General features: G+C 69.6%; 20 protein-coding genes. 9 read left to right on the top strand and 11 right to left on the bottom strand.

Annotated elements, in window-relative coordinates:
- Positions 1–105: 105 nt before the first annotated feature.
- The 3 genes from ACWCP8_RS06790 to ACWCP8_RS06780 all read left to right on the top strand — a co-directional run bounded on the left by ACWCP8_RS06790 (position 106) and on the right by ACWCP8_RS06780 (position 2,197).
- Positions 106–717: a TetR/AcrR family transcriptional regulator gene (locus tag ACWCP8_RS06790; protein WP_451114604.1), complete on the top strand. Its 612-nt coding sequence runs from the start codon at positions 106–108 to the stop codon at positions 715–717.
- Between the two features lie 41 nt (positions 718–758).
- Positions 759–1,430 carry an enoyl-CoA hydratase-related protein gene (locus tag ACWCP8_RS06785; RefSeq protein WP_352268662.1) on the top strand — a complete coding sequence of 224 codons (672 nt, stop codon included), beginning with the start codon at positions 759–761 and terminating at the stop codon, positions 1,428–1,430.
- Between the two features lie 290 nt (positions 1,431–1,720).
- Positions 1,721–2,197, top strand: coding sequence for a GreA/GreB family elongation factor (locus tag ACWCP8_RS06780; protein WP_451114602.1), 477 nt, complete (start codon positions 1,721–1,723; stop codon positions 2,195–2,197).
- A 129-nt stretch (positions 2,198–2,326) separates the two neighbouring features.
- On the opposite strand, the gene ACWCP8_RS06775 is transcribed toward ACWCP8_RS06780, so the two are convergent.
- Both ACWCP8_RS06775 and ACWCP8_RS06770 read right to left on the bottom strand, forming a co-directional pair.
- The gene (locus ACWCP8_RS06775; protein ID WP_326625230.1) at positions 2,327–2,962 is read right to left on the bottom strand and encodes a DUF1345 domain-containing protein; all 636 of its coding nucleotides are present in this window, start codon (positions 2,960–2,962) and stop codon (positions 2,327–2,329) included.
- A gap of 41 nt (positions 2,963–3,003) precedes the next feature.
- Positions 3,004–3,411, bottom strand: coding sequence for a hypothetical protein (locus ACWCP8_RS06770; protein ID WP_451114903.1), 408 nt, complete (start codon positions 3,409–3,411; stop codon positions 3,004–3,006).
- A gap of 328 nt (positions 3,412–3,739) precedes the next feature.
- Here ACWCP8_RS06770 and ACWCP8_RS06765 point away from each other — a divergent pair, with 328 nt between their 5' ends.
- Complete coding sequence (locus tag ACWCP8_RS06765; RefSeq protein WP_451114600.1) at positions 3,740–6,073, top strand: FdhF/YdeP family oxidoreductase; 2,334 nt, start codon at positions 3,740–3,742, stop codon at positions 6,071–6,073.
- A 33-nt stretch (positions 6,074–6,106) separates the two neighbouring features.
- Here the strand turns inward: ACWCP8_RS06765 and ACWCP8_RS06760 are convergent, their stop codons facing one another.
- The 4 genes from ACWCP8_RS06760 to ACWCP8_RS06745 form a co-directional block, all read right to left on the bottom strand.
- Positions 6,107–7,888, bottom strand: a complete 1,782-nt coding sequence (locus tag ACWCP8_RS06760) for an FUSC family protein (protein WP_451114598.1) — start codon at positions 7,886–7,888, stop codon at positions 6,107–6,109.
- 237 nt (positions 7,889–8,125) lie between these two features.
- Positions 8,126–9,217: a CU044_5270 family protein gene (locus tag ACWCP8_RS06755; RefSeq protein WP_451114596.1), complete on the bottom strand. Its 1,092-nt coding sequence runs from the start codon at positions 9,215–9,217 to the stop codon at positions 8,126–8,128.
- Positions 9,218–9,219: 2 nt separating this feature from the next.
- Complete coding sequence (locus ACWCP8_RS06750) at positions 9,220–9,843, bottom strand: RNA polymerase sigma factor (protein WP_352268652.1); 624 nt, start codon at positions 9,841–9,843, stop codon at positions 9,220–9,222.
- 458 nt (positions 9,844–10,301) lie between these two features.
- Complete coding sequence (locus tag ACWCP8_RS06745) at positions 10,302–11,291, bottom strand: D-cysteine desulfhydrase family protein (RefSeq protein WP_451114593.1); 990 nt, start codon at positions 11,289–11,291, stop codon at positions 10,302–10,304.
- A gap of 99 nt (positions 11,292–11,390) precedes the next feature.
- Here ACWCP8_RS06745 and ACWCP8_RS06740 point away from each other — a divergent pair, with 99 nt between their 5' ends.
- The 4 genes from ACWCP8_RS06740 to ACWCP8_RS06725 all read left to right on the top strand — a co-directional run bounded on the left by ACWCP8_RS06740 (position 11,391) and on the right by ACWCP8_RS06725 (position 13,460).
- Complete coding sequence (locus ACWCP8_RS06740) at positions 11,391–11,708, top strand: hypothetical protein (RefSeq protein WP_451114591.1); 318 nt, start codon at positions 11,391–11,393, stop codon at positions 11,706–11,708.
- 41 nt (positions 11,709–11,749) lie between these two features.
- Complete coding sequence (locus tag ACWCP8_RS06735; protein ID WP_451114589.1) at positions 11,750–12,316, top strand: YcxB family protein; 567 nt, start codon at positions 11,750–11,752, stop codon at positions 12,314–12,316.
- A 279-nt stretch (positions 12,317–12,595) separates the two neighbouring features.
- Positions 12,596–13,033 carry a helix-turn-helix transcriptional regulator gene (locus ACWCP8_RS06730; protein ID WP_352268646.1) on the top strand — a complete coding sequence of 146 codons (438 nt, stop codon included), beginning with the start codon at positions 12,596–12,598 and terminating at the stop codon, positions 13,031–13,033.
- A 10-nt stretch (positions 13,034–13,043) separates the two neighbouring features.
- Positions 13,044–13,460 (top strand): VOC family protein, encoded by a 417-nt coding sequence (locus tag ACWCP8_RS06725; protein ID WP_352268644.1) that lies wholly within the window; start codon positions 13,044–13,046, stop codon positions 13,458–13,460.
- Positions 13,461–13,619: 159 nt separating this feature from the next.
- On the opposite strand, the gene ACWCP8_RS06720 is transcribed toward ACWCP8_RS06725, so the two are convergent.
- The 4 genes from ACWCP8_RS06720 to ACWCP8_RS06705 all read right to left on the bottom strand — a co-directional run bounded on the left by ACWCP8_RS06720 (position 13,620) and on the right by ACWCP8_RS06705 (position 17,138).
- A complete protein-coding gene (locus ACWCP8_RS06720; protein ID WP_352268643.1) occupies positions 13,620–14,540 on the bottom strand; it encodes a M56 family metallopeptidase in 921 nt (306 codons plus the stop codon).
- Positions 14,541–14,543: 3 nt separating this feature from the next.
- Positions 14,544–14,927 carry a BlaI/MecI/CopY family transcriptional regulator gene (locus ACWCP8_RS06715; protein WP_451114586.1) on the bottom strand — a complete coding sequence of 128 codons (384 nt, stop codon included), beginning with the start codon at positions 14,925–14,927 and terminating at the stop codon, positions 14,544–14,546.
- A 94-nt stretch (positions 14,928–15,021) separates the two neighbouring features.
- Positions 15,022–15,780, bottom strand: coding sequence for a polysaccharide deacetylase family protein (locus ACWCP8_RS06710; protein WP_451114584.1), 759 nt, complete (start codon positions 15,778–15,780; stop codon positions 15,022–15,024).
- Positions 15,777–17,138: an MGDG synthase family glycosyltransferase gene (locus ACWCP8_RS06705; protein ID WP_451114582.1), complete on the bottom strand. Its 1,362-nt coding sequence runs from the start codon at positions 17,136–17,138 to the stop codon at positions 15,777–15,779. The genes ACWCP8_RS06710 and ACWCP8_RS06705 overlap by 4 nt, the downstream gene beginning before the upstream one ends.
- 613 nt (positions 17,139–17,751) lie before the next feature.
- Here ACWCP8_RS06705 and ACWCP8_RS06700 point away from each other — a divergent pair.
- The gene (locus tag ACWCP8_RS06700) at positions 17,752–18,960 is read left to right on the top strand and encodes a glycosyltransferase family 4 protein (RefSeq protein WP_451114580.1); all 1,209 of its coding nucleotides are present in this window, start codon (positions 17,752–17,754) and stop codon (positions 18,958–18,960) included.
- On the opposite strand, the gene ACWCP8_RS06695 is transcribed toward ACWCP8_RS06700, so the two are convergent.
- Positions 18,912–19,271 carry a hypothetical protein gene (locus ACWCP8_RS06695; protein WP_451114578.1) on the bottom strand — a complete coding sequence of 120 codons (360 nt, stop codon included), beginning with the start codon at positions 19,269–19,271 and terminating at the stop codon, positions 18,912–18,914. The two genes, ACWCP8_RS06700 and ACWCP8_RS06695, sit on opposite strands and share 49 nt — an antisense overlap.
- Positions 19,272–19,305 lie beyond the last annotated feature (34 nt).

Here is a 19,305-nt window from a genome sequence, read left to right as displayed (position 1 = left end):
GTCCAGTGAAGGGCTCGTCACCGACAGAAAGGCGCACGGCATGATCGATCGCTCGTCCGCTGCAGACGCGGCCGGCCACTTCGCAGCTGCTGGGGTGGTGGGCGCGTGAGTCCGCGCAAGAGCGACAGCCGTGAGCGGATGGTTCTCGGTGCCGCCACACTGCTGCGTGAGTACGGGGCGAGCGCCACCAGCATCGATCGCGTGCTCGCACACAGCGGTGCCCCACGCGGCTCCGTGTACCACCACTTTCCCGGCGGGCGGGCGCAGTTGATCGACGAGGCGGTGACACTCGCCGGCGACTTCGTCGCCGGACTGATCGAGACCGCGACGCAGGCCGATGACGCCGTGGAGGCAATCGACGCGTTCTTCGCACTGTGGCGCGACCGACTCGTCGACAGCGGCTTCCGGGCCGGCTGCCCCATCGTGGCGGTCGCAGTCGAGACCAACGACGACGCCCCCCAGCTGGCCCGCTCCGCGGCCGCGGTCTTCGCCCGCTGGCAAGAGGCGCTGGCCGCACTGTTTCTCCGGCAGGGCCTGCCCGAGGAACGGAGCAAGCGGCTGGCCGCTTTCATCATCGTGGCGCTCGAAGGCGCGGTGATCATGTGCCGGGTCGAGCAGAGCACCGCCCCTATGGAGGCGACCGCCGTCGAAATGCATGACCTGCTTGTCCACGCGTTGCGCAGCCGCCCCCATCCGGATCAGGCACCACGGCCATGACCCGCCTCCACCCCGACCCCATCCAGCTTGAAGGAGCGACCATGCCCACTCTCGACCGCCAGGACAACGTCTTCGTCCTCGACCTCGGAGACGGCGAGAACCGTTTCCACCCCGACTGGATCGCCTCCGCCAATGCCGCGCTGGACGAGGTGGAGAAGGCGGAGGGGCCGCGCGCCCTGGTGACCGCCGCGACGGGCAAGTTCTACTCCAACGGTCTGGACCTGGACTGGTTGTCCGCCAACCCCGATCAGCACCTCGACTACGTCATCTCGGTCCACGGGCTCTTCGCCCGCGTGCTGTCCCTGCCGGTGATCAGCGTGGCCGCGCTCCAGGGGCACACCTTCGCAGCCGGTGCGATGTTCTCCCTGGCTCACGACTTCCGCGTGATGCGCACCGACCGCGGCTACTGGTGCCTGCCCGAGGCCGAGATCAACATTCCCTTCACCCCGGGCATGTCCGCCCTGATCCAGGCCCGGCTGGCCCCACAGACCGCGCATGAGGCCATGGTGACCGCCCGTCGCTTCGGCGGCCACGACGCCGCGGCCGCCGGCATCGTCGACCGCGCGGTGGACGAGGACGCCGTCCGCTCCACCGCCATCGAGATCGCCCAGGCACAGGTGAGCAAGGCCGGCGACACCCTCGGCACCATCAAGGCCCGCATGTACGCCCCCGCCCTCGCCGCTCTGCGCGAGAAGGGCAACCCGCTCGGCTGACGCCGCAGCAGGCGACCGAGGATGCCGGACACCCGGGCAAGGGTGTCCGGCCCGAAGCGCCGCACCGCCGAAGCCGGGCGCGCCGCACACTGCGCGCCCACGGCACCCGCTGCTCCGCCGACGTCCTCGCCCAGAAGTAGCTCGTCAGAGACCTCCTGCCAGCTTCGGGCGAGTGCCCCGGCCCAACGGCCCTGGCCCGCCACCACGGTATGGCGATTTGCCTGATAGCGTAAAAATGTCGGAGTTGACCTGCGACACTCAACCGTGCCGCCTGCACGACGGGAACAGGAATGACCGGTGGACCCGAGCCCATCAGCGATGCCGCCCGCGAGGCGCTCGAGCGAGAGCTCGTCGATCTGCGCACCGAACGCGAAACAGTCGCCGCCACCTTGCGAGGCGGTGAGCGGGTGGGTGACAGGGCCGACGAGGCCGACGAGTTGCAACGCGGCACGGAACTCGACCGCCTGGACACCCGAATCGCCGAGATCAACGGGCGGCTTCACGAGGCGGCCGTTGCGGGGCCTCCCCGCACCGACAAGGTCGGCGTGGGCAGCACTGTGACGGTACGGTTCGCGGACGCCACGGAGACAACCGTCCAGATCGGCGAGGTCGCCGAGGCACTGGACCGGACCTTGGTCACCGCCGACAGCCCGCTCGGCCGCGCGCTGCTCGGCCGTCGCGCCGGCGACACCATCAGCTACGAGGCACCCGAGGGGCGGTCGACCGCGGTCGTGTTGTCCCTCGGCGACGAGGACAACAGGTCATAGAGGAACGCGCAGCGCCGCCAGGTGCAGCGCGTTCGGGAGAGACGAGGCCACGGGCATACCGTCCTGATGACGCGGGCCCTCGCTGTGCCGATCACGAAGTCGCCCACACCGTACGGGACCGTCCTCGCGTCAGCCCGTGACGATTCCGGCGACGAGGTTGATGGTGGTGGCCAGGATGCTGGCGCCGAAGACGTAGGACAGCAGGCAGTGTCGGAGGGCGACCGCGCGGATCGTGGAACTGGAGACGTCGGTGTCGGAGACCTGATAGGTCATTCCGAGGTTGTAACTGAAATAGAGGAAGTCGCTGTAGTGCGGCGGGTCGTCGGAATTGAAGTCGATCCCGCCTTCGGGAGTCAGGTAATAGAGGTACGCGTATCGGGTGGCGTACATCAGGTGGAGTGCCGCCCAGGCCATGAACACGCCACAGAGTGCCGTCGCAGCCGCGGCGTGGCTCAGGTCCGACTTGCCGACCAGGAGCAGCATCACGATGCCGACCAGTCCGCACAGGGCGGACGCGACGACGACGAGTTCCTCGGTGACGGGCCGGAACTCCTCGCTTCGGAGGTTGCGATGGGTGGTGGCGGCGTCCATGGGCCACAGGACGATCCACCCTGCGACGACGAAGCTCGTCTCCGCCGCGGCGATACCGGCGAGAATTCCCAGCGGTGTGTTGGTCAGTACGCCGACGACCGAGCCGATCACCGCTCCGACGACCGCCGCACCGGCGAGTCGAGGAACGGCGGAAAGCGCCAAGCAGCGGTTCATGGGCCTCAACAATGACTACCTCGGCAGCTCGGTGAATGGTCTCAGGCTTCGAGTACGACCACGGCCTCGTCCGTATACGTCAGCGCCTCGTGGGAGTGCAACTCGATGCACTCGCGTCGTGCCCCGTGCGACCGATTGCCACGTCCTGGCCGAGGAGCAGCTCGAGGTCGCCGCCACGGCGGACAGGACGATGCCACCGAGGAGGGCCGGCATCCGGACCGGGGAGCCGTCCGGCATCCGGCCCGGATGAGCCGCGATCGGGAAACCACGGTCGGAGGTCGCACTGACCGTACGGTCGCAGCGGGCTTCCGTGCATCACCGATGAAGTAGGTGCCGAACTCCCCGCGGCCGACCCGTCCGAACGTCATGTTCTCGCGCACAATTTTCCGCTCGAAGCCGTCGTCGTCGACGATCGTGTTGAGCGCGACGTGCCAGTTCGCCGGCTTGATGCCGTCGGGTAGTTCGACGACGGCCGTCCAGGTGCGTCCGACGACACGCTTCCACGCACCTCGTCCACGAGGGTCACCGGGTGCCCAGCCTCTCCACGATCAACCTGAGGGTATCCGGGTGCGAACCGGATGGCAGCCCTGCAGCACGACGACGCATCCCTTCGGGAGATCTCTCCCGGGCCGCACGGCGCCTCAGCCGACCGGGATTGCGGCGTGCGGGACCACTCGCTCAGCCACCGGCGTGGCAGCGGCCGCGAAAGTCGAGTGGCGTCCATTGATCAACGGACATAGCCTGCCCGAAAGTGCCATTTTGTCACCCCATGCCCAAATGGTGGAAGGGCCGAGAGTCTTGAGCACCAATAGTGATGAGCAGGAACGCCTGGAGCCCAACGTGGGGCCCACACCCGAGGGGAAACCGGAGTTTCGCCCCTACCACCACCCCGCTGCGGGCTGGGGCGCAGCCAAGAGCGTGAGCCGTTTCCTGGTACGCGAGGGCGCGCTGGTGGACGGCCCACGGGCGATCATGCGGATGAATCATGAGAACACCGGGTTCGACTGCCCCGGATGCGCATGGCCGGACGACACCAAGGGGCTGCACCTGGACATCTGCGAGAACGGAATCAAGCACGTCACCTGGGAGATGACCCGCAAGCGGGTCGGACGCGAGTTCTTCGCCGCCCACTCGGTGACCGAGCTGTCCGGATGGAGCGACTACGACCTCGAGAACCAGGGCCGGTTGACCGAACCGATGGTCTACGACCCCGATTCGGACCACTACGTCCCGATCAGCTGGAAGGACGCGTTCGAGGTGGTCGGCCGTGCTCTGCGCGAGCTGGACAACCCGAATCAGGCATCGTTCTACACCTCCGGCCGACTCGGCAACGAGGCCACCTTCCTCTACCAGCTGATGGCCCGTGAACTGGGCACGAACAACCTGCCGGACTGCTCCAACATGTGTCACGAGGCCAGCGGTCGCGCCCTCTATGCGTCCCTGGGCACCAGCAAGGGGACCGTCGACCTCCAGGACTGGGAGACCGCCGACGCGCTGTTCATCCTGGGAGTCAACGCCGCATCCAACGCGCCCCGAATGCTCACGGCCCTCGCCGAGGCCTACCACCGCGGCGCCCAGATCGTGCACATCAATCCGCTCGTCGAGGCGGCGGCCACACGCACCATCGTCCCGCACGACTTCACGGACATGGCCCTCTTCAAGACGACCCGCACCAGCACGCTGAACCTGCAGCCCCGCATCGGCGGTGACATGGCTCTGCTGCGCGGCATGGCCAAGGCGATCCTGGAGCAGTCCGAATCCGACCCCAAGGCTCTGGACCGGGAGTTCATCGACCGTCACACCACCGGCTTCGAGGAATACCGCACGCTGTGCGAGGCCACCTCGTGGGAGGAGATCGAGAACCAGTCCGGGCTGAGTCGCGCCGACGTCCTCAAGGCGGCGCGCGTCTACGGCGATGCCGACCGCAGCATCGTCAGCTGGTGCCTGGGCATCAGCCAGCACGAGCACGGCGTCGACACCGTCCGGGAGATCGTCAATCTGCTTCTGCTCCGCGGCAATCTGGGACGGGAAGGCGCGGGCCCCTCCCCCGTACGAGGACACAGCAACGTCCAGGGCAACCGCACCTGCGGCATCGACCACCGCCCCGACGACGAGTTCCTGGACCGCCTCGCCGAGGTCTGCGACATCGAGCCGCCCCGTGAGCACGGTCTGGACACCGTCCACACGGTCAAGGCGATGCACAGCGGCGATGTGAAGGTGTTCGTCGGCATGGGCGGCAACTTCGCCCTCGCGGCGCCCGACACCCCGTACACCTACGCGGCGCTGCGCAACTGCGACCTCACTGTCCAGGTGAGCACCAAGCTGAACCGCAGCCATGTCGTCCACGGCCGCCAGGCCCTCATCCTGCCGTGCCTCGGCCGTACCGAGAAGGACCATCAGCGCAAGGGCATCCAGAGCACGTCCGTCGAGGACTCGATGAGCATGGTCCACCTCTCGATCGGGATGAAGCGCCCCGCCTCCTCGCTCCTGCTGTCCGAGCCGGCCATCATCGCCGGCATGGCGCGGGCCGCCCTGCCCGACAGCGCCACGCCCTGGGACTGGTACATCGAGGACTACGACCGTATCCGGGAGACCATGTCCCAAGTCCTCGACGGCTTCGAGGACTTCAACCGCCGCGTGCGCCTGCCCCTCGGCTTCCGCATCAAACAGCCCGCCCGTGAACTGGTCTTCCTCACCCCGTCCGGACGCGCCGAGTTCTCCACCGCCGTCCTGCCCGACGTCGTCCCTGCCCCCGGCACCCTGGCACTGGGCACCATGCGGTCCCACGACCAGTGGAACACCACCATCTACTCCGACAACGACCGCTACCGCGGCATCAAGAACCTGCGCACGCTCGTCTTCATGAACCGAGGCGACATGCGCGAGCGCGGTATCGCCGACCTCGGCCCGGTCGACATCACGAGCACTGCGAAGGACGGCAGTCACCGGTCCCTCAGCGGCTACCTCGCCATCCCCTACAACATCCCCCGCGGCTGCGCGGCCGGCTACATGCCCGAGATGAACGTGCTGTGCGCGCTCAGCGACTACAGCACCCAGAGCGACCAGCCGATCATGAAGCACGTCAAGGTGACCATCGGCCCCGCCGCCTGAGCGGGGAGCGCGCGGGCGGAGCTCCGCGTGGCATCACCGCCACCGGACGAGGCGCTCCAGGAGAAGGTAGGCCCGCTGCTCCGCGGCGGCGAATTCGGTGGGATCGATCTCCGCAGGCCAGAGCTCGCCCGCCGCGGCGTCGTCGGCCTCACGCAACTCCACCACGGCTGCTGCCAGGTGCGTCTGGACGATCGGGAACGACCGCTCCAAGCGGTCGTCCAACGTATGCTCCGCCCGCTCGGACGCCTCCCTGCATGCGGCCAACGCGCGCTCTGCCCGGACCGCGGCACGGTCATGGACCACCAAGAGCGCACAGCCCAGCCCGATGACGATCCCGAGGACGCTGCTCAGCGCCCGGTCCTGGACGAGGGCTCCGGCAGGTGAGGGGGAGGCCAGGTCGCTCAGCAGTAGCGCCAGCGGCGTGAGGAAGACGACGCCGAGACCGTAGTTGCGGGCCACGACGTACTCCAGCATGAACTCCAGAAGAACGATCACGAGGACGAGCACCACGGGATCGGGGCGCGCCGCCAGCACGCCAAGAGCAAGCATCAGTCCGGCAACTGTGCCCAAGGTGCGCTGGACGGCGCGCTGCGCCGCCGTACGGACGTTGATCGAGTGCAGCACCGCGGCCGCGGAGATCGCCGCCCAGTAGCCGTGGCCGAGGCCCAGAAGAAGGGCCATCCCTCCCGCCAGCCCGGTGCCGAGGACCATCCGCAGGGCGGGAATGAGCAGGACCGACGCGTGACCCGGGGCGCCGTGGCGCTGCCCCGTCACCAGTTCCGCAGCGCGCAGTTCGGCGGCGCGCCGGGTGGTGGGATCGGCCGGAACCGGCTCGGGGCCGGTGACGGGGACCATGCCGGCCTGCGCGACCACGGACGGGCGCGACAGCTCGGGCAGCAATTGCGGAACGCGGTGGCGACGGCTTACGAGCAGGCGAACCTGGCCGCGCAGGTGCTGCGCCAGGCCGATCGGGTCATCGGGTGGCCGTCGGGCGGAACCGATCAGCAGCGACCAGGAGAAGTCGGTCAGACGCACGCACGTTCCGCCCCGGCCGCCCCACTCGGCGGCTGTCGGAGGCATAAGGCCAAGTGTCTGATAGGCCTGCAGAACAGCAGCTGTCGCCCGGTGCCGGACGAGCCCGCTTCCGCCCCCTGCGTCGGTTGCCTCCAACAGCTCTGCGAGCTCGCGCAACGCCGCGGCCACGGCGAGACGCTGCGGACGATCCGGGTGCACGAACCACCCCGACACAGCCAGTACCCAGGCCACGGTCGCACCCAATGCGGCCAGGGCGGTTCGGGGAAGGATGTCGGCGGGAGCCGGCGAACCGTTGGCCGCTACGGCGAAGGAGAAGAGCAGCAACACCGCGCCCAGCCCGCTCAGACGTGCCGCGTCACAGGCAAGCTTCGCCGCACCGGCCACCACGGCCATGGCCGCGACCACCAGTGCGGCGCCTGCTCCCCCGTCCCGGGGATGGGCCCACGCGGCAAGAGCCGAACCGCAGCCCACACACGCCGTCATGGCTGCCGCGACCAGCGCGAGGACGCGGGCACGACGCGCGTAGGGCAGATTGCGGCCGAACGTGGTGGTGAAGGAGCCCAGCATGGCGTAGACAGCCTGATCGGCCCGCCCGGCCAGTGCCATCGGCAGCGCCGGCAACGCCATGGCCAGCGCGGCACGCAGAGCGAAGGAAAGGGCACCGTCGACGCTCTGCAGGGCGAGCGCGCCACGCGGGGAGAGCGCGCGACCCACACGGGCTGCCGAAGGCCGCCGACCGCTCCCGATCACAGCAGGGAGCAGAAGACGAAAACGGGGCATATTCGGTATATATCACCTGCTTCTGTCGCCGGGCGGGTCATTGATCACTCAATCCACCGGTACACCGAGGGTTCCGCACCGGTGGCACGTTGGTGCTCAGCACGCGCCGACCCACTCCTCGTCACCGTCCGAGAAGATCTGGCGCGGTCTCGGGCGGGGCCGGCCGACGATCGGTCGGCGCCGCGGGTGTGCCTGCCTCGTGCTGTGAGGCAGGCACACCCCTCGTCGGGCGCGGTGCTACGCGGCGGAGGAGGGAACCTGCTTCATCTCGTCGACGGCCTGTCGCGCGGTGATGGCCGAGGTGTAGAGGATGGTGCCGGGCTTGATCTTGCCGGAGTCGCCGCCATGGGGGCGGACCTGGATGGTGCGCTCGCCCAGGTAGGTGTAGCTCTTGGCGTCGAAGATCCATTCGGTGCGGGCGCCGGAGGTTTCGTCGAGCCGTGCGACGGCCACACCGTGGCGGCCGGCTGCGTCCACGGCGTCCTTGACCAGGACCACGCCGGGGATCTTGGTCGCGGTCTTGAACAGCGCCACGTTGAGGTCGGCAGGGGGCATGGATTCGTTGAGGAGGTCCCCGATGGTGGTGAAGGCCTGCTGGTCGGGACTGTTGCCCTGCCCCTTGGTCTCCTTGTAGATCTTCGCCAGAAGTGTGTCGGGGTCGGTGGTCAGGGTGGCGAGATAGTCGTACGACGGGCCGCCCAGCCGTGCGGGTTCGATCTCGCCCTTCTCGTTGATGTGGTCGATGGTCTCGCCGCCGGGCGGGGAGACGGCCGGGTCGATGAGCCAGCCCTTCGCACCGTCGGTCGAGCGCCAGATCTGCCGGCGGTGGATCCCGTCGCTGACCACGGTGGTCCTGTCGTCGACCGTCTTCTCGTAGGTGGTGCCGACCTGGCTCTCGATGTAGATGTACTGCCCCGCACGCACAGTGGGCGCCGGCTTCTTCGCCGCGGCCAGCGAGATCTGGTTGAGCAGCTGTGGGACACCCTGGGCGGTTCCCGCACCGACCTGTGCAGTGAGCGCCGGCCCTGCAACGAGAGAGCTGTTGCCACTGCTGGAGCCGGTGAGGGTGAGGACACCGGCAGCGATCACCGCCAGCGAGCAGGCGGCGGCCGGGATGACGATCAGGGGCCGCATGAACCCGCGTCGTCGCGCGGGCGCCGTGGGAGCGGGTGCGGTGGCCGGGACGGCCGACTGGGTGTCCTGGTCGATGAAGTTCATCAGTTCTTCCCTGTGGAAGGCGTGGCGGCCCGCGGGAAAGTCGGCTTCGTCGAGGGAGACCAGACGCGCGGTCTCCTGCCATTCATCAGGCGTAAGACGGGACTGGCTCATGTTCACCGGGTTCCTTCCTGGACGGGCCGGGCCGCGATGTTGCGGTCTCCTCTTACCTGTCGATCCGCAGGCCGGGGTTCCCGGAAATCTGCCTGCATTTCCGTATCCGCGAGTTTGCGCAGCTTGGTCCGGGCCCGTGAGAGACGGGAGCGGACCGTTCCCACAGGGACGCCCAGGACCTGGGCGGTGGTGGCGTAGTCCAGCCCCTGCCACAGGCACAGGCTGAGCACTTCGCGCTCGGTGCGCCGCAGCCCGGCCAGAGCGGTGGCGGTGGCGGCCAGGCGCCGGCGGTCGTCGATCCGGCCGGCGACCTCGTCGGCGTGATCGGCCACAGCTGTCTCTGCTTGGGCGGCGGCGAGAGCGGCCGCCTTGAAACGACGGTTGCTGCGCGACTGGGCACGGACCAGGTTGGTGGCGATGCCCAGGAGCCAGGGGCGCAGGCTGCCGCCGTCGGCGTCGACCCGCTGATGGCCCCGCCATGCCTCCATAAACGTCGCGGACACCACGTCCTCGGCCGCTGCCCAGTCCGCGGTCAGCCGAAAGGCGTGGTTGTAGAGGATTCGCGCGTACTCGTCGAAGAGTTCCGCGAAGGCCTGCGGATCCCCTGCGCGAATACGGGCTCGCATAGTTGTCGTCACATCAGTCAGCTGTCGATTCCGAGCACGGGGTTCCCGAGACGTGAGTCACAGTTGCCCGGCCAGGTGACTGGCAAGCCAATGTCCTGAACCCGGGTCGGCGTCGAGCTTAAACGTGCGGCTCATATATCGGCGATGTCCCGTCTCAGGCGTTCTGCTCCGATGTCATCGAAGTTGGGCCGGTCCGTGGCTCGATGCCACCGAAGCTGCTCTGCCGGCCGTATTCGAAGGCGGCTGCCTTGGTCAGGCCGATCACGGAGAACGGGTAGCTGCACGGGGGAGGGAGTCCAGCCGGCACGACACGGACGTTCCCGAAGTCCACTCCGCCCCAGTGGCGGGAACGCCGGGAAACGGATCGCTGGTTCATGACCGCTGACGGGCGAGTCGGGGAAGCGGTTCGGGAAAGAGACGATCCGGGTCACCCCGGACGGCGAAGAGTGACCTGTCGTCTATGGACTTGAGAAGGTCAGTGCCTCCTCCAGTTTCGCAAGCGTCGGGGCGTGACCGAAGAGTCCGGGCATACCACCCGAGTGCAGGAAGATCGTGCGTTGGCCGGGCACCACTTCTCCTTCCTCGACCGCCGCCATCAGGCCGGCCATCGCGCGTCCCGTGTAGATCGGGTCGAGCACGATGCCTTCGGTGCGGGCGGTCAGGGTCAGGGCGGCCATGGCCGCTTCGGTCAATGTGCTGTAGCCGTCGCCGACTTGATCGAGCCGCAGGCTCAACGTCTCCGGCGCGCAGTGTGTGCCGGTCAGGCCGGAGGTCAGTTCGGACACGGTCCGGGCAGGATCGGTTACGGCACCGCAATGGACGCCGAGCACGCGTGCGGACCCGAGCGGATCGAGGAGCCCGGCCATGGTTCCACCGGAGCCGACCGCGACGACAACGGTCGCCAGGTCGGGGGCCTGGGCGAGGAGTTCACGCCCGCACTCGGCGTAACCGCGAGCGCCGATCACGCTGGAACCGCCGAAGGGGATCAGCGCCGGGACGACGCCCCGCTGCCGCAGCTGCTCCGCCACGTGCTCGGCTGCGGAGTCGAGCACCCCGTCGTCGACATCACCGGCCCACACGACCGTGGCGCCGAAGAGACCGTCGAGTGCGAGGTTGCCGGACGTAGACGATCCCGGTGCGCCGGCGAGCACGAGGACGACGTCGAGCCCCAGCCGGGCGCCGGCAGCGGCGGTCAGACGCGCATGGTTGCTCTGTGGCGCACCGGTGGTGACGAGAGCCGTGGCGCCGTCGGCGAGCGCTGCACCGCAGGTCCACTCGAGTTTGCGTACCTTGTTGCCGCCGCCGCCCAGGCCAGTGAGGTCGTCACGTTTGATCCACAGGTCCCCCGCACCGAGGCCGATTGCCCGGGCGAGGCGTGGCATGGGCTCGAGCGGGGTTGGCCAGGTCCCGAACACTGCTCGGTGCGAGGTAGGGCTGTCCGAGGTCATCGCCACCGCTTTCCGTCCGAGCTGTCGTGCTGGTATCTGCGGATCATGCTCGCACGGCGGAAACCGCGCCGACGTCGGACGTGTTCGACATCGCGGATCGTGGCTACAGCTCACGCACGCAGTGATCACGGCAGCACTGAGGTGGGCGCCGTGCTGGGGCCCTGGACCGTGACCGTCGGTGACTCCGGCGACGCTGTGCACTTCGTGGGCACGCATATGGAGAGGCGCCGGGGCCGGCGGAGCCTCGGCGGGTATGTGCAGACCGCCGCCGGACTCGTCCTGCTGACGCCCGTGCCGTACCTGCTCGTGGTGCACCATCTGCCGAAGCGGGCCCTGGGCAGGGACGACACCGATCGGCTGCGCGGCACACCCGACCGCCACCTGACCCGGCACGCCGGCCGTCCGCCCCCGCACTGAGGTTCGATAGAATCCGCGGATCTTCGTACCGGGGAGGGATCATGGCCGAGGGCCGCAGTGCCGAAGGCACCAACAACAACGCGGAGACCTCTGACGATGTAGTGGACGAGCAGACCGCGGTCCAGCTGGTGTACCGGCCCCAGTCTGCCGACACACTGGTCGGCCTGCGGGTCCGCGAGCGGATCAAGCGGACGGGGCTGGTGCTGCGGAGCGTGTTCCTCGCACTGTGGGTAGGGCAGTGGCTGCTCTCCGCCATGAGCCGCGGGAGTATCGACGTGATCTCGACCGTTCTGTTCTTGTTCGTCGTCCTGGTGGTGTGGGGGTACCCGCGGCTACAGGCCGCCCACGTGCAGCGGATCGTCGGATGGCAGGGCGAGTACCGCGCCACCGTGTCTCCGGCCGGGATCACCTGCCGCAACGACCACAGCACGTTGGTCCTGAAGTGGTCCGTCTTCCAGGGCTACCGGGAGACGGCAGGTCACTTCGTCCTGCTCAGCCGAGACCCCAACATCATGTACCTCGGTGTCCTGCCCAAGCGGGGCGTGCATGAGGCCGGCGGCCTCGACCGGCTGCGGGCCATCCTGGACCAGCACACCACTCGCGTGTGACGAACGCGAAAGGCACCCAGCGCCGGCCAGTCGATCCGGCTGCGTCCGCTGTCGCATGGTTTTCCACCGCGCCGGGAGGTGTGACGTTTCCCTGTTGAAAGGGTTACGGCCGTTGAATTCGTCCTGCCGGTCGGAACGTTCGTGGATTCCGCGACATCCGGTGCAGCGGCGTGCGGCGTGGGCGATCCGCCGGACCGTCCTGGCCCCGCGCCCGGCGGCGTCAGCCCTGTCACACCGCGACGGCGCCGCACCGCAGGGCGGCCGTGCGATGCTGGTCCGATGACGCTACCGGACCTGGTTCGGCTCCGCCGGACCCGCGACATGATGGACCGCGACTACGCGGAACCGCTCGATGTCCCCGCGCTGGCACGCGCAGCCCACATGTCGCCCGGTCACTTCTCCCGCAGCTTCCGCGCCGCGTTCGGGGAGACGCCGTACAGCTACCTCATGACCCGCAGGATCGAGCGGGCCAAGGCCCTGCTGCGGCGCGGCGACCTGTCGGTGACGGAGGTCTGCTTCGCGGTCGGGTGCACGTCGCTGGGGTCGTTCAGCTCGCGGTTCACCGAGCTGGTGGGCGAGAGCCCGAGCGCGTACCGGGCGCGCCGGCACGAACAGGGCGCGGCCATCCCGGCCTGCATCGCCAAGATCTTCACGCGACCGATCAGAAACGCAGAACCGATCAGGAACGAAGAAGCGAAGCACACAGCCCGCCCGTAACGTGAGCTGCATGGACATCAGGCTTTCGCAGTGCTTCATCGCCGTCGACGACCACGACAAGGCGCTCGCCTTCTATCGGGACGTGCTCGGACTCGAGGTGCGCAACGACGTCGGGTTCGAGGGGATGCGCTGGGTGACGGTCGGCTCGCCGTCGCAGCCCGACGTGGAGATCGTGCTGGAACCGCCCGCCGCGAACCCGAACGCCTCGTCGGCCGACAAGCAGGCCATGGCGGAGTTGCTGGCCAAGGGCATGCTGCGCGGCGTGATCTTCTCGACCGACGACTGCGACGCCACATTCGAGCGCATCCAGGCCTCGGGCGCCGAGGTGCTGCAGGAGCCGATCGACCAGCCGTACGGCGTTCGCGACTGCGCCTTCCGCGATCCCGCGGGCAACATGCTGCGCTTCGCCCAGCGCCCCGGCAAGTGAGCCTGTCGCAGGCCGGTCGCCGTACCGGCCGACGTCGGCCCGCTCGAGTTCGTCAGCGTCGGCTCCAGCCGCTCCCACTCCTTGTCGCTCTCCCCTCACCCCTCCATGTTCACGACAGCGAGTGCTGAAGGGTCGCGTGACCGGCCTGGCGCGGCCTGGTTACCGGGTGAGCTGCGTGGTGTGGGAGGGGATGGCGGCATCGAACAGCCGGTCCATGTCGTGGGCGGCAAGGGCCGGGCTGGCGGAGCAGGCCACGATCAGCGTGGCGAACGCCATGACCAGGCCCCGGCGCAGCGGGGTGGGCGGGGCGAGCAGGGCCTGGACGCGCTGGGGCACCGGACCGCCGGTGGCAGCCAAGGCCGGTTGCCGGGTGCGTTTTGTGGCAAGGGCCGCTCGGGCGACGGCGCGGGCCACCAGCGGACGGTCGGCGACAGCGGCGCCGGCCTCCTCGTCGGCCCAGCGTTCCAGGGCGAAGGAGCCTGCCTGGGCAAGCGGACGCAGCAGCGGGTTGACCGCTGCCGCGAGCTGCAGCACGAGGAGGAACAGGTGATGGCGGCACGCCAGGTGGGCGCGTTCGTGGGCCAGCAGGGCGGGCCGTTCGTCGGCGGTGAGGGCCTGCAGCATGCCTGAGGAGACCACGACCCGGCCCGGGGCTCCGGGCAGGGCGAAGGCGGCGGGGACGGGATCATCGAGGACGGCCAGGTCACCGGCCGTGGACAGCCCCCGGCATTCGCGCCAGGCATCGACCAGCCCCCGTACCCGGCGCCAGGACGCCACCGTCAAGGCCACCACACATGCCAGTACGGCCAGCGCGCATGTGGCAGCCACAGGCCAGTCGATGGGGGTGTCGACCGCCAGCAGGTGCGGAGACCACCGTCCCTCCTCGGCCACCTCGGGAATCTGGCCGATCAGGGTGAAACCGATCATCGCCAGGCCCGTCACCCAGGAACCCGCGGCGATGACGGCGGCCGAGGTGAGCATCCAGGCGGCGGGGCGGGGCGGCAGACGGCGGCCCGCCCCTGGCGCGGTCAGCGCGAGGACCGTGCTCACCAGCAGCGGCATACACAGGCCGATCCACACGTTCTAGTCCTCCGACTGTCCGCGCAGCAGCTGCTCCAGCAGCTTCTCGTCCTCGGCGGGCAGCTCGGAGACGAACCGGGCCAGGACCGCGGCACGGTTCCCGCCGTGCTCCAGCAGGTTGCGCATCCCGGCTGCCGCGTGCCCGGCCTCGTCGCGCACCGGGGAATAGCGGTAGCTGCGCCCGGCGCGCTTTCGGGTGACCAGTCCCTTGTCGTGCAGCCGCGACAGGATCGTCAGGACGGTGGTGTAGGCGGGATCACCCACCACCTGCTCGCGTACGACGCCCGCACCGACGGGTTCCCCGGCCGCCCACAGGGCTGCCAGGACTTCGCTCTCCAGCTCGCCGGGCGCACGCCGGCCCGGCGTCGGGCCCTCCTGCTCGCTCACACTCGCCGCCCTTTCGCACCGGCCCGCCATCTGTACGACGCGGCCACGTTTCCGGACACCCAAGTTACTACGGCATGTAGAGAGCATGTGAGGATCACAGGCCGCAGCCCTCCGGGACGTGCCTGCCGTGGTCGCGCAGCGGGCCGACGTCCCAGCCGCTTTCCCGGCAGGTGTCCAGCAGTCGGGGAAGTGCGCCGAGGGTGTTGCGCCAGGAGCCGGTGGTGGAGGTGCAGTCGGAATCGTGCAGCAAGATGGTGCCGCCGCCGCGGAGGTCGGCCACGACGGTGTCGTGAACGATGCGGGGGGTCGCGCGCTTGCGCCAGTCCTCGCCCCAGGCGGTCCACAGGACGGGGGTCAGGCCGAGGCGGCGGCAGGCCAGGTGCGCGCCGGTGGTCATGACGCCGTACGGGGGCCGGAAGAAGCGGGGCGGTGTGCTGGTGAGGCCGGCGACCGTGTCGCGGGCGCGGGCCAGGTCGTCGTACGTGGCCCGGGGGCCGCGCCACAGCAGCGGGCGGTGGGCCCAGCCGTGCAGAGCGATCTCGTGCCCCGCTGCGGACATCTCCCTCACGAGTCCGGGTGAACGCACCGCCATGGAGCCGAGCAGGAAGAACGTCGCCCGCAGCTCCCGAGTGTCCAGGAGGCGCAGGAAGTGCGGGGTGGACAGGTGGTCGGGGCCGTCGTCGAAGGTGAGGGCGACATGGTCAAGCCGTCCCTGTCCGGCCAGGCGGGGCATGAGCCGGTTGCGCAGCGACCCGAAGGCGGACACGGCCGGCGCGGCATGGGTGACGGCGAGCACGGGCAGCGCCACCGCCCCGGCGCGCAGGATGGTGCGGGCCGCCCGGCCGGGCGTCATCGCCGGTCTCCGTCCAGGAAGTGGGAGAGGGCACCGAATCGGGCCGGGGAGTCGCCGTATGCCTCGGCGAGCGGGGTCCCTATGCCCAGTACGACTGTGGCGGCCACGGCCGCAGCCAGCAGCGGGACGCCGAGCCCGACCGGACGGCGAACTGTGGTGCCCGCCTTCCGCCGAGCTGTCGCGGTCCGGGAAGAGGTGGTGATCTGGCCCGCTGCTGCGGCGATGGCCTCAGCAGGACCGCCTTCCTGCTGGAACAACTCCAGCCCCCGGATGCGCTGTTGGCGGCCGAGCGGACCGTGGAGCAGCTCGGTGAGCACCGGGGTGAGGTGGGCGGGCTCGCGTATCCAGGCGGCGAGTCCGGCGTCCTGCAGGCCTGCGGCGTTGGTCTGTCCGTGGCCGGGTATGCAGCGGTAACTGACGACGGGCAGACCGCTGGAGAATGCCTCCAGCGAGGTGAGGCCGCCCGCGTTCTGCACCAGCACATCGGCCGCGGACATGAGCGCGGGCATGTCCGCGACCCACCCGTGCACATGCTTGACGCCGGCCCTGCGCAGACGTTCAGCCAGTGCCTGGTTGCGTCCGCACACCACGACCGGCACGGCGACGCCGCCGTCTTGGATCTCGGCGGCTACCTGCTCGACGGGGCCCACGCCCCACGAGCCCGCGACCAGCAAGGCCAGCGCGGAATGTGCGGGCAGCCCGAACCGAGCACGTGCCGCGCCTCGTACCGCCGCGGTAGCGGGAGCGAAGCGCGGGTCGGTCACCGGGCCGGTCACCATGACCCCGGCGGCACCCTGCGCGCCGGCCTGCCGTGCGGGTATCCGATGGGTGGCCAGGTGCATGTCGATGCCGGGTGCAACCCACAGGGAGTGGACCGAGAAGTCGGTGAGATAGGTGATCGTGGGGACGGTCAGGCGTCCTCGCAGGCGCAAGCTCCCGAGCACCTGACTTGCTCCCGGATAGGTGGAGACGACGGCACAGGTGTCCCGGGGGATCACCCGCAGAGTGCGGCGCTCGGCGCTGCGGAACAGGGCACGCACGGCGGGTCCGGGGCGCCCGGTGTGCTCGGTGGCCGCGTAGATCCGTTGATAGCCGGTGGGCGCCCGGGTCAGCAGATGGTGATAGGTGCCGGACAGCAGTGTGCCCAGCCGGGCCGGGAGCAGGTCGAGGAAGTCGTGCCGGTCCACCAGGAATCCGTGGCGCTGGAGGCGCTGAGCGAGTTCGTCGGCCGCGCCGTCGTGTCCCGCGCCCACACTTGCCGAGATGATGACGATCCGCCGGGCGTCCGGCTTCTGCGGTCCGGGGTACTGGTACGGCGGGAGTGTCCGCACCCGCGCCGGGTTGTCGCGATAGGACACAGCCGATCAGTCTCCTTCTGGCGAGGGCACGACGGGGGTTGCTTCGGCCGCGTCAGCGGACTGGGGTCCAGGCGCGCGAGGACGCTGTCGCCCGGCACGGTCCGATGCTCGGACCGGGTCCCGGGTGTGACCGAAGCTACTACATGATGTAGAAGTTGGGGAATAGTCACTCGGGAACGGGAAGCCGCCGCCCACGCAGACAGAGGAGCGCGCACGCAAGGCAGGCATCACCCTCGCGGCTCGAGCCGTGCCGCAGCGGGGGTACGGACGGCCGAACCGGCCGGCCCGGTGAGCCGGCCACCGACCACGCTCACGCCACCGCACCGTCGGCGCGGCCGCACGACGTCACACACCCCGGGCGCCCCGCAATGAAGTTCTACAACGTGTAGTACCTTTGCCGAGTAGCCGCCCCTCGTTCACCGGCTCCGCATCGGCATCCCCTCTCGCCGACGACGCCCCCCGCGGGGCGGTCACTCCCTGCTGCCGCTGGGCCTGGAACTGCGCCGGGCCCACCGTCACGACCGGAGCGCTGCACAGCCGCGCCGGTGACCGCCACGCCGCACGACTTCGCCGCACTGGAACCGGTCGGCAGACAAGGAAAGGAATCGCCCCTGTGAAGATCACCTTCCTGATCCACAACGTCTACGGCATCGGCGGGACCATCCGCACCACCCTCAATCTGGCCGCCGCGCTGGCGAGCCATCACGAGGTGGAAATCGCCTCCATGCTCCGCCACCGCGATAACCCCCGCTTCTCCGTCGACCCGCGCGTGACGGTGGTGCCCCTGGTCGACATCCGCCCGGACTCCGAGGACTCCGCCGACCCACGGCTGCTCCAGCCGGCCGAGATCTTCCCCGCGGCCGAGAAGCGCTACCGCCAGTACAGCCGCCTCACCGACCTGCGGGCCGAGGAGTACCTGCGTACCTGCGACGCGGATGTGATCATCGGTACCCGGCCCGGCGTCAACGTCTACCTCGCCCGCTGTGGCCCGCCCCGCGCGCTGCGCATCGCCCAGGAACACCTCACTCACGACACCCACAGCAAGAAACTGCGCGCCCACCTCGCCCGCCACTACCGCACCCTGGACGCCGTGGTCACCACCACCGAGGCAGACGCCGACGCATACCGGGCGAAGATGCGGCTGCCGGGCGTACCCGTCCTCGCCGTGCCGAACAGCGTGCCCGAAACGGATATCCCGCCCGCCGACGGCACCGCCCAGGTCATCGCCGCAGCCGGCCGCCTGACCCGAGCCAAACGCTTCGACCTGCTGATCGATGCCTTCGCCGATGTCGCCGCCCAGCACCCCGACTGGTCGTTGCGCATTTTCGGCACGGGCACCGACAAGGACCGGCTGCAGCAACTGATCGACGACCACAGCCTGGGGAAGCAGGCGACGCTGATGGGCTCCCGCTCCCCGATCGAACCCGAGTTCGCCCAGGCATCGATCGTCGCGGTCGCCTCCGACGCGGAATCCTTCGGCATGACCATCGTCGAGGCGATGCGTTGCGGCGTTCCCGTCGTCAGCACCGACTGCCCGCTCGGCCCCGGCGAGATCATCCACGACGGCGTGGACGGCCGGCTGGTGCCGGTCGGTGACCGCCAGGCGCTCGCCGATGCGCTGCTCGACCTCATAGCCGACGAAGGCGCACGCCACCGCATGGGCCAGGCCGCCCTCGCCACCGCCCGCCGCTACGACCCCGGCCCCATCGCCCGTACCTACGACGAGCTCTTCGCCGAACTCGCCGCCAGCCGCCGCTCCCGTGCCTGGCAGCGTCAACGGGCCCTGTGGCGCAGCCGTTTGCGCCGCTTGGCGCGCAGATAGCGCCACCAGGTATCGCGAACCCTTCGACTCCGGGTCCCGTCGGGGTCGAGGTCGGCGCTGTGGAAGCGATCGCCGTGGCCGCCGCCGTCGATGACATGGCCCGGGGTGCCGTCGCCGTTGACACACTCGGTCCGGGGCCGTGGCGCAGCGGAATGCCCGGCACGCAGCAAGGGGCGGAATCGCGGAACGGCCACACCCCGCCCCCGGCGGCCGCCCTGCCGGCCCCGCCCGGCCAAGAAGAGCGCCGCGCTCACGCTGCCCGTGCCGTTGAGCAGCCAGGTACGGCCCGCTTCATCGAAGAGGGCAGTCATGCTGACGGCTCGATCGCGTGTGTTCCGGGCTGTT

The sequence above is a fragment of the Streptomyces sp. NPDC002206 genome (assembly GCF_053593595.1).
Note: the sequence above shows the minus strand (reverse complement) of the source record. Positions and strands in the feature narration are given on the sequence as shown.